Below are 11412 nucleotides of genomic sequence, written 5' to 3'. Positions count from 1 at the left end.
CGGATTCCGGTCCACGGGCCCCCTTCTCGCTCCGTACGGGTCGGGTCAGGGCTTGCGGGCCACGGCGGCCCACCCCGGGATGGGGTCGTCGCCCTGGACCGGGACGGGCTCGCCCAGCTCCGGGTGCCACTCGGCGGTGAGCGAGACTCCGGGCTCGACGAACTCCATGCCCTCGAAGAAGGCGGCCAGCTCGTCGCGCGAGCGGGGCCGCAGGGTCAGCCCGCGCGCCTTGTACATGGCGCTCGCCTTCGCCGCGCCTTCGGGGTCGAAGTCCCCGGTGACGTGCGAGAGGACGAGGTAGCTGCCCGGCGCGAGCTTCTCGACGATCTTGGAGACCAGCTCGTACGCGCCGTCCTCGTCCCCGACGAAGTGCAGCAGGGCGAGCATCGACAGGGCGATGGGCTGGTCGAAATCAAGGACCTTTCCAGCCCTTTCGAGGATGACCTCGGGTTCGCGGGCGTCCGCCTGGATGTATTCGGTGGCCCCTTCCGGGGTCGAGCGCAGCAGGGCGGCCGCGTGCGCGAGCACGATCGGGTCGTTGTCGCAGTAGACGATGCGGGACTCCGGCGCGGCCTCCTGCGCGATCTGGTGCAGGTTGGGCTCGGTCGGGATGCCCGTGCCGACGTCCAGGTACTGCCGGACGCCGTGGGCGCTGAGCCAGCGGATGGCGCGGTGCATGAAGGCCCGGTTGACGCGGGCCATGTCCCGGCCCCGGGCGTCGACGGTGAGCAGCTGGCGTGCCATCGCCTCGTCGACCGGGTAGTTGTCCTTGCCGCCCAGGAACCAGTCGTACATCCGCGCCGGATGGGGCTTGCTGGTGTCGATCCGGACGGATGCGGGGTCCTGGGTCATCGGCTCTCCTGGTCGGGATGAACGGCTGTCGCTACAGCAAGAGTTACGCGATGGTAGGGGTGGGACGGAAGGGTTCAGGTGAGCAGAAAGTCAGCCTGACCGGATTTGGCGCCCTGGATGAAAGCGGCGATCTCCCCGTGGGTGTAGATGAGCGCTGGTCCTTCAGGGTCTGCGGACTGTCGCACGGCGACTCTGCCGTCGGCCAGCTTCATGGCCTCCACGCAGTTGCCCCCGTTCCCGCCGCTCCACGGCTTGTGCCATCCTTCGGCACCGAGCTCCGCGGCGGGCATGCCGTTGTATATGCGATCCATTCACAGCTCCTTGCGGAGATTCCGGAGAATCTCCTTCGTGCGTTGTGCAGTCGCGGCCTGAGCCGCCATGCGGTCCATGACCTCCAGGTGGGATGCCACCTCGGGGCGCGCGTCGAGGTAGACGGCGCCGGTCAGGTACTCGCTGTAGACCATGTCCGGCAGTTCGGGCATGGCGAAGCGGAAGAGGACGAACGGTCCGTAGGTGCCGGGATGGTGGCCGGACGCGAACTCCGCGATCTGCAGGGTGACGTTCGGCGACTCGGACGCTTCGAGCAGCCGGTCGAGCTGGTCGCGCATCACCTCGGGCCCGTCGCCGACCGGTCGGCGGAACACCGTCTCGTCCATGATCACCCAGAACTTCGGGGCGTCCTCCCTGGTCAGCAGGGACTGGCGCTCCATCCGTAGGGCTACATGACGCTCGGCGTCCTCGTCCTTGGCGGCGTCGCTGCCGCCACCGACCGCCCCGCTGCGCAGAATGGCACGGGCGTACGCCTCGGTCTGCAGGAGACCGGGGATGAACTGGGGTTCGTACGCGCGGATGAGGCTCGCGGCCCCCTCCAGGCTCACGTACATGGAGAACCAGCCGGGCAGCACGTCGTGGAACCGCTGCCACCAGCCGGGGAGGTTGGCCTCCTCCGCGAGGGCGATGAAGCCCTCGGCCTCGGAGTCCGTGATCCCGTACTCCTTCAACAGGAGCTGGACGTACGGGATCTTCAGCGCGACCTCGGCGGTCTCCATCCGCCGGACGGTGGCCGGGGCCACCCGGAGGATCTTCGCGGCCTCTTCCCTCTTCAGGCCGGCCCGCTCCCGCAGATCCTGCAGGCGCCTGCCGAGAACGACCTGTCCCACCGTGGGGGCGGACCGCGGCTCGCTCACTCTCAGACCTCCCCGACGCACTGTTTCGACGAGTGTGCCACGAAGCCGGGCCAGTGAGAACAAGGCACTCTGCAATTTCCAGAGTGCCACTTGCCAAGTGTCCGACTCAGGAGGACAGTGTTCCGGTGAACCAGTACACGCTGCCGCCGTGCGCCACCAGGCCACGGCGACAGCGCCGTACGGCAGTCCTGCCCACTGTTGTGAGGAACCGGTCGTGGCTTCTGGTAACGCGCAGCCCTCAGGTCTCTTGAGCCCGCGAGCTCCCCGGGTCATGGCCCAGCGCCCACAGCAGCACACCGATCCCGTCCGCCGCTTCGCCTTCGAGCTCCCGGCCCGCACCGAATCCGTCGCCCGCGCCCGCCGGCTCGCCGAGGAGCGGCTCATCCTCTGGGGCTGCGGCCCCGAGATACGCGACACGGTCGCCCTCGTCGTCTCCGAACTCGTCACGAACGCCGTCGTGCACACCGCGAGCGACCGGGTGATCTGCGAACTCCGCGAGGGCGAGGACACCCTGCGCATAGCCGTGCGCGACGAGGGCGGCCCGGCAGATCCCCGCATACGCGACTGCGGCGAGGACGAACGCGGCCGCGGACTCCTCATCGTCGACGCGCTCTGCACCGCCTGGGGCGCCGACCGCACCGGCCACGGCACGGCACAGGTCGTCTGGGCGGAGCTCGCCCACGGCATGGGGGAACCGTGCTGAGGTCGATGGCCACCCTGCTGACCCCCCGGTCGGCCCGCAAACCCCTGGACACCCCCACCGTCCCGCGCCAGCGCGCCGCCGCCGACTCCCGCGCACCGCGGCCCAGGCGACTCGTCTCGACCTCGCCCGGCTCCCGGACGCTCGACTCCGCGGACCTCGACGCCACCCGCCTCGCCGTCCCCGTCGGCCTCCACACCGGCCTCGGCTGCGACGCCGTCGGCGTCCCGGCCCGCTTCGGCTTCAAGATCCTCTCCCGCCTCCCCGCCAAGGGCTGCGTCTACGCGGACTCCGCATGGTGGTGGTGGCTGGTCCCCGCCGGTTCCGACCACGACCTCGGCTGGCCGCTGCCCGCCTGCTACGCCCCCGGCGCCGAGATCCCGGACCGCGGCCCGCGCCTCATCCACCACCCCGACGGCACCTCCCCCTACACCCCGCCGATCCCGCTCTACCTGCTCGTCTGCCAGCTGACGGGCACCGCCCCGGCGTGGCCGGCGCCCTCGGTGGGCAGCGCGCTCTGACGCGCGGGGCCGGTCACGGCATAGGGTCGGGGACATGTTCACCCCGCAGGGCCCCAGCCTCCGCGAGCTGACCGTCCAGGCCCTCTCCTCCGTCGAGCACGGCTACGACCTGCTCGCCGGCAAGTTCGACGCGACCCCGTTCCGCACCTCCGACCGCCTGCTCGGCGCGGTGGCCCGCACCCTGGAGACCCTGGGCCCGTTCGACTCGGGGCTCGACGTCTGCTGCGGCACCGGCGCCGGACTCGGCGTGCTCCGCTCGGTCTGCGCGGGCCGCGTCACCGGCGTCGACTTCAGTACGGGGATGCTGGCGCGGGCCCGGACCGCGCACCCCGCCGCCGACCTGGTCCGCGCCGACGCCCTGGCGCTCCCCTTCGCCCCGGCCTTCGACCTGGCCGTCAGCTTCGGCGCCTTCGGCCACTTCCTGCCCGCCGACCAGCGCACCCTGTTCGCCCAGGTCCACGCGGCCCTCCGGCCCGGCGGCACCTTCGCCTTCCCGGTCGCGGCCCCGCCCCCCGTCGGCTCCCGCCTCTACTGGGTCCTGTGGGGCTTCGACGCCGCCATGCGCGTCAGGAACACCGTCTGGCGTCCGCCGTTCGTCATGTACTACCGGACCTTCCGCCTCGCCGACGTCCACTCACGTCTGCGGGACGCCGGCTTCGAGGTCTCCCTCGTGCCGGTCGAGAGTCTCGGCTGCCGTGACGACGGCAGCCCGGTCTGCCGCCTCGTGGTGGCGCGCAAGCGCACCGAGTGAGGGCGCGGGCATACGCGAAAGTGCCGGTCGATTCGAGATCGACCGGCACCTTCGTGTGGTGTCCGAGGGGGGACTTGAACCCCCACGCCCGATAAAGGGCACTAGCACCTCAAGCTAGCGCGTCTGCCATTCCGCCACCCGGACCAGGTGTTTGTCGCTTCGTGGTTTCCCTCGCGGCGACAGATGTAACTCTACCAGGGGTTTGAGGTGCCTTTCACCAGCGTTTTCCGTGGTCAGTGGGGTGCGGGGGCGACTTCGGACGCGATTGAGACGATTTGCCCGATCGTGTACGCGTTCGGTGGTCGATGATGAGCGCGCCGTACGGAGAGCGCGGGGGTGGGAGCCCGGCGCCCCCCGACGCCGGCTCCGTGGGGGTCACAGTGACGACCGCGCGCGGTCCGGGCCATGGAGGCGGCGGCAGTCCGTCAGGTCGGGGAGGTCAGCGGACGTCGACGAGACGGGCCGAGACGACCGTGTTGCCGGTGTAGCCGCTCTCCTCGGTGAACGCGCCGCCGCAGGTGATGAGGCGCAGCTCGGGGCGGCCGGAGTCGCCGTAGACGCGTGCGGCGGGGAAGGCGTCCTTGGGTACGACCTCGACGCCGTACACGGAGAAGACGGCGGTCCGGCCGTCGCGGCGGGCGATCTCGACGCGGTGCCCCTTGGCGAGGGCGCCGAGGTCGTAGAAGACCGCGCGGCCGTTCGGGGTGTCGACGTGGCCCACGACCACGGCGGTGCCGCGCTCGCCGGGGGTGACCGCTCCGGTGAACCAGCCGGCGAGCCGGTCGTCCTCGGGCGGCGGGGCCTCGATCCAGCCTTCGGCGTCCAGTCCGACGTCCGTGACGGGGGCGTCGATGCGGACGGCGGGGACGCGGACCCGGACGGGGGCGGACGGGGGCAGCGGACCGGGTACGGAGACGGCGGCGACCGCTGAGGCGTCGGCGCGGGCGCCGTCGGGGGCGGCCGCGACAACGGGCTGGGGCGGGCCGTCGGCGCCGCCCGTGCCGCCGCGCACCAGGTGCACCCCGACCAGGAGGACGACGGCGACGACGCCCCAGGCGCCGCGCCGCGCGTGGCCGTCGGCCGCGAGGGCGCCTTCCGAACGGACCCGTGCCCGGCCCGTGGCGTGGTCCCGTCCAGCGCCGTCCGGCACCGTGGCGCCGTCCGACCGTCCCGTAGCCTGCGCGCGCACGGCGCCGTCCGCCCCTCCTCGCGTACCGCGCGACCGCCCCACGTCCGCCCTCCTCGGCAGCGTCCCCACACCGTTTGGCGCCCCTCCGTCCCGGACCTCGTCACACCGGGGCGGAGGGGCCGTTTCTCAGGCCGCCCTGGGCCGGCCGTCAGGCGCCGCCGGCGGCGCGGCGGCGGGTCAGGACGACGGCGGCGCCGAGGGCGCCGGCGATGAGCAGGACGCCCGTGACCACTTCGGTGGTGCCGAGGGCGTCGGGGTCGGAGTGCGCGGCGGCGGTGCCGAAGCCGGCCTTCACGCCCTTGTGCGCTCCGGGGGGCACGCCGTTGTCGTGGCCCTCGGGGTTCGGGCTGGGCTCGCCCTGGGCGATGGTGAGGGTGGTCGTGCCGCGCTCGCCCTTGCAGTCGAAGGTGATCTCGTGCTGGGCGCCGGCCTTGGCGTCGATGTCCACGGTCGCGCTGCCCGAGCGGCCCTCGGTGAGGGTCACGGTGTCGAACACACCGGAGGTGACGGTCACGGACGGCACTTCACAGCCGTCGGAGGTGAGGGTGACGGTGCCGCCGGGGGCGACCGTCGCGGGGGTGACGGAGAAGCCGAACGACGTGATGTTCCGGTTGCCCTCGTCCGCCAGGGCGATCGGCGCGGCCGCCACCACGGCGACGGCGCTGAGCAGGGCGGCGGAAGCGGCACGTATCGCGCGCATGGGCGGTCCTCCGGTTCACGCGGGGGGTCGGACACGGAGCGATTCCGTACCCGGGACGAAACGACCCTCACCGCGATCGAAGCTAGGTCCGCCCCCGGCGCGCCGCCACCGGGCTCCGCCGAACGGGGCACGGCGGCGCGGGCGGGCGCGGGGGCGCCGGAGGAGTGACCGGGGCCCGCGCTACGGGACGCGGACGACCTGGCCCGCGTACGACAGGTTGCCGCCGAAGCCGAAGAGCAGGACCGGGGCGCCGGAGGGCAGTTCGCCGCGCTCGACCAGCTTGGCCAGGGCGAGCGGGATGGAGGCGGCCGACGTGTTGCCGGAGTCGACGACGTCGCGGGCGACGATCGCGTTGACGGCGCCGATCTTCGCGGCGAGCGGTTCGATGATCCGCAGGTTGGCCTGGTGGAGGACGACGCCGGCGAGGTCCTCGGGGGCGATGCCGGAGCGCTCGCAGGTCTTGCGGGCGAGCGCGGGCAGCGACTGGGTGGCCCAGCGGTAGACGGACTGCCCCTCCTGCGCGAAGACGGGCGGGGTGCCCTCGATGCGGACGGCGTGGCCCATCTCGGGGACCGAGCCCCACAGCACCGGTCCGATGCCGGGCTCGTCGCCGGCGTCGGCGTCGTCGACGGCCTCGACGATCGCGGCACCCGCGCCGTCACCGGTGAGGACGCAGGTGGTGCGGTCGGTCCAGTCCGTCACGGCGGTCATCTTGTCGGCGCCGATCACCAGGACCCGGCGGGCCCCGCCGGCCCGTACGGCGTGGTCGGCGGTGGCGAGGGCGTGCGTGAAGCCGGCGCAGACCACGTTGAGGTCCATGGTCGCGGGCGACGTCATGCCGAGGCGGGCGGCGACGCGGGCGGCCGTGTTCGGCGAGCGGTCGATCGCGGTGGAGGTGGCGACGAGGACGAGGTCGATGTCGTCGGGGGTGAGGCCGGCCGTGGCGAGGGCCTTGCCGGCGGCGTGCGCGGCGAGCTCGTCGACCGGCTCGTCGGGCCCGGCGACGTGCCGCGTGCGGATGCCGACCCGACTGGTGATCCACGCGTCGTCGGTGTCGACGAGTTCGGCGAGGTCGTGGTTGGTGAGGACCTTGGCGGGCTGGTAGTGCCCGAGTGCGGCGATGCGAGTGCCCGTCATACCCGGGACCCCCTAGGTGGTTCGTTCGTCCGGCAGGATCCCCCAGTCTTGCCAGCGACTGATGGGTAACAGGTGACGTAAACCACCAAGATTCACCCGTACCGCTTGGCCGACCGTGACAAGGCCCCTGGCGGGGCGGGGCTCCGGCGCCGCCGCGGACCCGGATGTCGTCCCCGCACCCGTGGAGGAGAATGGCCCGGGCCGGGACCTCCCGGCCTTCCCCGCGCAGAGAAACGAGAACGGTCACGATGGGTCGGGTCACCGAGCGACGGCGTGTCCTGCGGATCCGTGGCGGTGCGGTCAACGCACGGCCCGACACCCTGGTGGCCGAGGAGCCGCTGGAGATCCGTCTGAACGGGCGCCCGATCGCGATCACCATGCGCACCCCGGGTGACGACTTCGCGCTCGCGGCCGGTTTCCTGGTGAGCGAGGGGGTCCTCGCGGCCGCCTCCGACGTGCGCAACATCGTGTACTGCGCGGGTGCCAAGGACGACGGCACCAACACGTACAACGTCGTGGACGTGCAGCTCGCACCCGGTGTCGTGGTCCCGGACATCAGCCTGGAGCGGAACGTCTACACGACCTCGTCCTGCGGCCTGTGCGGCAAGGCCAGCCTCGACGCCGTCCGCACCACGGCCCGCTTCCCGATCGCCGACACTCCCCCGCTCCGGCTCACGCCCGCCCTGCTCTCCACGCTGCCCGACCGGCTGCGGGCCGCGCAGCGGGTCTTCGACACCACCGGCGGGCTGCACGCGGCCGCCCTCTTCACCGAGGACGGCGAGCTGCTCGACGTACGGGAGGACGTGGGCCGGCACAACGCCGTGGACAAGCTCGTCGGGCGGGCCCTCACAGAGGGGCTGCTGCCGCTGGAGCGGGCCGTGCTGCTCGTGTCCGGGCGCGCCTCGTTCGAGCTCGCGCAGAAGGCCGTCATGGCCGGCATCCCGGTCCTCGCGGCCGTCTCCGCTCCGTCCTCGCTCGCCGTCGACCTGGCCGCGGAGACCGGCCTGACGCTGGTGGGCTTCCTGCGCGGACCGGACATGAACGTGTACGCGGGAGAGCACCGGATCGTCGTCTGACAGGGCCACTGGTCGGGCCGGATCGCCGTCCGGCTCGGCCCGGGTCCCGGCGGATCGGTGTCCGGCGGGACCCGGGCTCCGGCGGATCGGCGTCCGGCGGGACCCGGGCTCCGGCGGGACCCGGATCCGGCCGGGGTCAGTTCTTGGGCGGGTCGATCATCTGGAGGGCGAGGGTGGCCGGGGGCGGGGCGATGCCGGGGCCGCCGGCCGCGGTCCAGGCGAGTATGTCGTCGAGGCAGTCCTCGTCCAGGGTGAAGCCGACCCAGGCGGCCCGGCCGCCGCGCCGCCGGCCCTCGGTGGAGGGCTGGACGACGACGATGTTGGCCTGGGCGCAGGGGCCGAGGCAGTCGCTGGTACGGACGGCGAGCCGGCCGCCGGAGGCCGCGGCGGCCTCGCGGAGGCGGGCGAGCTGGCCCGCGTGGTCGGTGCCGGGGTTCTTGCCGCCGTCGCCGCAGCAGCAGCCGCGGCAGACGACGAGCGAGCAGGGGCGGGCCCCGTAACGTATCGGTACGGGGGTCACCGCGGTCCGTCCAGCGTGATGGCGGCGACCGGTGCGACCGTGCCGAGGCGGGGGAAGTCGAGGTCGACGGAGGCGCGGTGCTCGTCGGCGGTGAGGGCCGACATGGCGTCCTCCGCGAAGACGAGGTCGTAGCCGAGGTCGCCGGCGGCGCGGGCGGTCGACTCGACGCCGAGGTTGGTGGCGATGCCGCCGAAGACCAGGGTGGTCGCGCCGAACCCCGAGAGCAGCTCGTGCAGGCCGGTGTCCTGGAAACCGCCGACGGTCCGCTTCACGACGACGGGCTCGCCGTCCCTGACCAGGTCGGGGACGAGCTCGCTGCCGGGCGGCTGGTTCGCGACGTTCGGCCGCTCGACGCGGATGTGGACGACGGGCGCGCCGGCGTCCCGGAAGGTGTCGGCGAGCCGGGCGGACGCGGCGAGGACGTCGGTGCCGGGGCGGGGGGCGAGGGGCAGCGCGACGATGCGTTCCATCAGGTCGACGAGGACGAGCGCGGTGCGGCCGGGATCGAGTGCGGGCATGGGAGCACCGTAGCGGCCCGGATGATCATCCCGGCGCCGCCGGGGGTGTGATCCGGCCGCCGGAGGGTGCGCCCGGGGTCACGACCGCGTCACCGCGGTCTCCGCGGTCTCCGCGGTCTCCGCGGTCTCTACGGCCGGATCCTTCGGGCCGTCCGCCTCCGCGTCGCGTGAGCGGCGCTTGGCGATGACCGCGCAGACCATCAGCTGCGTCTGGTGGAAGAGCATGAGCGGGAGCACGGCGAGGGAGGCGTGGGGGCCGAAGAGGACGCTCGCCATGGGCAGTCCGGCGGCCAGGCTCTTCTTGGAGCCGGCGAACTGGACGGCGATCCGGTCGGCCCGGTCGAAGCCGAGGCGGCCGGCCCCGTACCAGGTCAGGGCCAGCATCGCGGCGAGGAGGACGGCTTCGACGGCGAGCAGCAGGCCGAGCCGGGCCGGGGTCACGAGGTGCCAGACGCCGGCGGTCATGCCCTGGCTGAAGGCGGTGTAGACGACGAGGAGGATCGAGCCCCGGTCGACGTACCCGAGGGCCTTCTTGCGGCGGACGAGGAATCCCCCGACCCAGCGGCGCAGGAACTGGCCGGCGAGGAACGGCACGAGCAGCTGGAGCACGATCCTCAGGAGACCGTCGGCGGAGAGGCCGCCCGTGCCGCCGCCGAGGAGCAGGGCCGCGAGGAGCGGGGTGAGGACGATGCCGGCGAGCGAGGAGAACGAGCCGGCGCAGATCGCGGCGGGCACGTTGCCGCGGGCGATCGAGGTGAACGCGATGGAGGACTGGATGGTGGACGGCACCAGGCAGAGGAAGAGGAGTCCGCTGTACAGCTCAGGGGTGAGGACGGTCGGCACGAGGCCCCGCGCGGCGAGTCCGAGCAGCGGGAAGAGCATGAAGGTGCAGCCGAGGACGGTGAGGTGGAGCCGCCAGTGCTTGAGGCCGTCGAGGGCCTCGCGGGTGGAGAGCCGGGCGCCGTAGAGGAAGAAGAGCAGGGCCACGGCGCCCGTCGACGCGCCTTCGGCGACGTCCGCGGCCGCCCCGGAGGCGGGCAGGAGCGCGGCGAGGCCGACCGTGCCGAGCAGCGCGAGGACGTACGCGTCGACGGGCGGCCGGGACGGCAGGCGAAGGGCACGGCGGGGGGTGTGGCGGGTCATGGGCTCCAGCTCTGCACTGCGGGGGCGCGCGGCCCGCGCGGGTACGGGGCGCGCCCGTACGGCAATCGGGGTGGCGCGCGGGTCCATCCTGCTCCAGCGCCCGGTGATCGGGAATCCCGTACAGCGCTCTGACTGTCATCACCTTTCGTGATGGCGGGACCCGCGATAGCGTCGTGCCGTGTACGAGCCCTCCCAGTTGCGCACGTTCCTCGCCGTTGCCCAGACGCTGAGCTTCACGCGCGCGGCCGACCGGCTCGGGCTGCGCCAGTCGACCGTCAGCCAGCACGTGCGGCGCCTCGAGGAGGCGACGGGCAGGCCGCTGTTCAGCCGGGACACGCACCGGGTGGAGCTGACGGAGGACGGCGAGGCGATGCTCGGGTTCGCGCGCACGATCCTCCAGGCCCACGAGCGGGCGGCGGCGTTCTTCGGCGGGACCCGGCTGCGGGGGCGGCTGCGGTTCGGCGCGTCGGAGGACTTCGTGACGACGCGGCTGCCGGAGATCCTCGAGTCGTTCCGGCGCGAGCATCCGGAGGTCGACCTGGAGCTGACGGTCGAGCTGTCCGGGACGCTCCAGGCCCGGCTGGCGGCCGGCCGGCTCGATCTGATCCTGGCCAAGCGGCGCGGGGCGGAGAGCGGCGGCCGGCTCGTCTGGGAGGACTCCCTGATCTGGATCGGGGCGCCGGGGCTGCGGCTCGATCCGGACCGGCCGGTGCCGCTCATCCTCTACCCGCCGCCGGGGATCACGCGCGCGCGGGCCCTGGAGGCGCTGGAGGCGCAGGGCAGGGCCTGGCGGATCGCGTGTACGAGTTCCAGCCTCAGCGCGAACGTCGCGGCGGCCCGCGCCGGCCTCGGCGTGATGGCGCACACCCGGGGCCTGGTGCCGCCGGGCCTCGTGCCGGTGCCGGCCCGCGCCGGGCTCCCGGAGCTCGGCGAGGTGGGCTTCGTCCTGCGGTCGGGGCGCCGGGGCGGGGCGGTGCAGGAGGCGGCCGACGCGCTGGCGGACGCGATCCTCGCGGGCGGTGACCGGTTGCACCGGCCCCGCTGAGGCGGGCGGCACGAGGCCGCACGGCGACCCCCGGAAGGTCTCCGCGTGAGCGGTCGGTACAGATTCGGTGGAG

At 73.4% G+C, this 11412-nt stretch carries 14 protein-coding genes and 1 tRNA gene; 5 read left to right on the top strand and 10 right to left on the bottom strand.

Going from position 1 to position 11412, the window contains the following annotated elements:
* Positions 1-45: 45 nt before the first annotated feature.
* The 3 genes from MRBLMG1_RS01145 to MRBLMG1_RS01135 all read right to left on the bottom strand — a co-directional run bounded on the left by MRBLMG1_RS01145 (position 46) and on the right by MRBLMG1_RS01135 (position 2039).
* On the bottom strand, positions 46-852 hold the full coding sequence (locus MRBLMG1_RS01145; protein WP_367819762.1) for an SAM-dependent methyltransferase: 807 nt from the start codon (positions 850-852) through the stop codon (positions 46-48).
* A 74-nt stretch (positions 853-926) separates the two neighbouring features.
* The gene (locus MRBLMG1_RS01140) at positions 927-1163 is read right to left on the bottom strand and encodes a DUF397 domain-containing protein (RefSeq protein ID WP_015037566.1); all 237 of its coding nucleotides are present in this window, start codon (positions 1161-1163) and stop codon (positions 927-929) included.
* The gene (locus tag MRBLMG1_RS01135) at positions 1164-2039 is read right to left on the bottom strand and encodes a helix-turn-helix domain-containing protein (RefSeq protein ID WP_367819759.1); all 876 of its coding nucleotides are present in this window, start codon (positions 2037-2039) and stop codon (positions 1164-1166) included.
* A gap of 271 nt (positions 2040-2310) precedes the next feature.
* On the opposite strand from MRBLMG1_RS01135, the gene MRBLMG1_RS01130 reads away from it, so the two are divergent.
* Genes MRBLMG1_RS01130 through MRBLMG1_RS01120 form a run of 3 tightly spaced genes read left to right on the top strand, consistent with a single transcriptional unit; the run spans position 2311 to position 4011 of the window.
* Entirely contained in the window at positions 2311-2742 is a 432-nt protein-coding gene (locus tag MRBLMG1_RS01130; RefSeq protein ID WP_367819757.1) for an ATP-binding protein, read from the top strand.
* Positions 2743-2747: 5 nt separating this feature from the next.
* Positions 2748-3260 carry a hypothetical protein gene (locus MRBLMG1_RS01125; RefSeq protein ID WP_367820288.1) on the top strand — a complete coding sequence of 171 codons (513 nt, stop codon included), beginning with the start codon at positions 2748-2750 and terminating at the stop codon, positions 3258-3260.
* 34 nt (positions 3261-3294) lie between these two features.
* Positions 3295-4011, top strand: coding sequence for a class I SAM-dependent methyltransferase (locus MRBLMG1_RS01120; protein ID WP_367819755.1), 717 nt, complete (start codon positions 3295-3297; stop codon positions 4009-4011).
* A 56-nt stretch (positions 4012-4067) separates the two neighbouring features.
* Here the strand turns inward: MRBLMG1_RS01120 and MRBLMG1_RS01115 are convergent.
* From MRBLMG1_RS01115 to MRBLMG1_RS01100, 4 genes are all read right to left on the bottom strand, one after another.
* Positions 4068-4155 (bottom strand) — tRNA-Leu (locus MRBLMG1_RS01115).
* A gap of 295 nt (positions 4156-4450) precedes the next feature.
* Positions 4451-5200, bottom strand: coding sequence for a class F sortase (locus tag MRBLMG1_RS01110; RefSeq protein WP_367819753.1), 750 nt, complete (start codon positions 5198-5200; stop codon positions 4451-4453).
* Between the two features lie 148 nt (positions 5201-5348).
* On the bottom strand, positions 5349-5900 hold the full coding sequence (locus MRBLMG1_RS01105; RefSeq protein WP_367819751.1) for a hypothetical protein: 552 nt from the start codon (positions 5898-5900) through the stop codon (positions 5349-5351).
* A gap of 180 nt (positions 5901-6080) precedes the next feature.
* Positions 6081-7037: a beta-ketoacyl-ACP synthase III gene (locus MRBLMG1_RS01100; protein ID WP_367819749.1), complete on the bottom strand. Its 957-nt coding sequence runs from the start codon at positions 7035-7037 to the stop codon at positions 6081-6083.
* Positions 7038-7285: 248 nt separating this feature from the next.
* Between MRBLMG1_RS01100 and fdhD the strand changes: the two genes are divergently transcribed.
* On the top strand, positions 7286-8113 hold the full coding sequence (gene fdhD, locus MRBLMG1_RS01095; protein WP_367819747.1) for a formate dehydrogenase accessory sulfurtransferase FdhD: 828 nt from the start codon (positions 7286-7288) through the stop codon (positions 8111-8113).
* Positions 8114-8249: 136 nt separating this feature from the next.
* On the opposite strand, the gene MRBLMG1_RS01090 is transcribed toward fdhD, so the two are convergent.
* From MRBLMG1_RS01090 to MRBLMG1_RS01080, 3 genes are all read right to left on the bottom strand, one after another.
* Positions 8250-8633 carry a (2Fe-2S) ferredoxin domain-containing protein gene (locus tag MRBLMG1_RS01090; RefSeq protein WP_367819745.1) on the bottom strand — a complete coding sequence of 128 codons (384 nt, stop codon included), beginning with the start codon at positions 8631-8633 and terminating at the stop codon, positions 8250-8252.
* On the bottom strand, positions 8630-9151 hold the full coding sequence (locus MRBLMG1_RS01085; protein ID WP_367819743.1) for an isochorismatase family protein: 522 nt from the start codon (positions 9149-9151) through the stop codon (positions 8630-8632). Before MRBLMG1_RS01085 ends, MRBLMG1_RS01090 begins: the two co-directional genes overlap by 4 nt.
* Before the next feature lie 78 nt (positions 9152-9229).
* Positions 9230-10294, bottom strand: a complete 1065-nt coding sequence (locus MRBLMG1_RS01080) for a bile acid:sodium symporter family protein (RefSeq protein WP_367819741.1) — start codon at positions 10292-10294, stop codon at positions 9230-9232.
* A gap of 178 nt (positions 10295-10472) precedes the next feature.
* Here MRBLMG1_RS01080 and MRBLMG1_RS01075 point away from each other — a divergent pair, with 178 nt between their 5' ends.
* Positions 10473-11339: a LysR substrate-binding domain-containing protein gene (locus tag MRBLMG1_RS01075; RefSeq protein WP_367819739.1), complete on the top strand. Its 867-nt coding sequence runs from the start codon at positions 10473-10475 to the stop codon at positions 11337-11339.
* The last annotated feature ends 73 nt before the right edge of the window (positions 11340-11412 follow it).

Source organism: Streptomyces sp. LMG1-1-1.1, from assembly GCF_040815545.1.
In the GTDB taxonomy this organism is placed as follows: Bacteria; Actinomycetota; Actinomycetes; order Streptomycetales; family Streptomycetaceae; genus Streptomyces.
This window is presented reverse-complemented; position numbering and strand designations above follow the sequence as displayed.

Bases quoted from the DNA above. Each gene is read 5' to 3' on its own strand.
- MRBLMG1_RS01145 (WP_367819762.1), bottom strand. From the start codon at position 852: ATGACCCAGGACCCCGCATCCGTCCGGATCGACACCAGCAAGCCCCAT.
- MRBLMG1_RS01140 (WP_015037566.1), bottom strand. From the start codon at position 1,163: ATGGATCGCATATACAACGGCATGCCCGCCGCGGAGCTCGGTGCCGAA.
- MRBLMG1_RS01130 (WP_367819757.1), top strand. From the start codon at position 2,311: ATGGCCCAGCGCCCACAGCAGCACACCGATCCCGTCCGCCGCTTCGCC.
- MRBLMG1_RS01125 (WP_367820288.1), top strand. From the start codon at position 2,748: ATGGCCACCCTGCTGACCCCCCGGTCGGCCCGCAAACCCCTGGACACC.
- MRBLMG1_RS01120 (WP_367819755.1), top strand. From the start codon at position 3,295: ATGTTCACCCCGCAGGGCCCCAGCCTCCGCGAGCTGACCGTCCAGGCC.
- MRBLMG1_RS01105 (WP_367819751.1), bottom strand. From the start codon at position 5,900: ATGCGCGCGATACGTGCCGCTTCCGCCGCCCTGCTCAGCGCCGTCGCC.
- MRBLMG1_RS01100 (WP_367819749.1), bottom strand. From the start codon at position 7,037: ATGACGGGCACTCGCATCGCCGCACTCGGGCACTACCAGCCCGCCAAG.
- fdhD (WP_367819747.1), top strand. From the start codon at position 7,286: ATGGGTCGGGTCACCGAGCGACGGCGTGTCCTGCGGATCCGTGGCGGT.
- MRBLMG1_RS01085 (WP_367819743.1), bottom strand. From the start codon at position 9,151: ATGCCCGCACTCGATCCCGGCCGCACCGCGCTCGTCCTCGTCGACCTG.
- MRBLMG1_RS01080 (WP_367819741.1), bottom strand. From the start codon at position 10,294: ATGACCCGCCACACCCCCCGCCGTGCCCTTCGCCTGCCGTCCCGGCCG.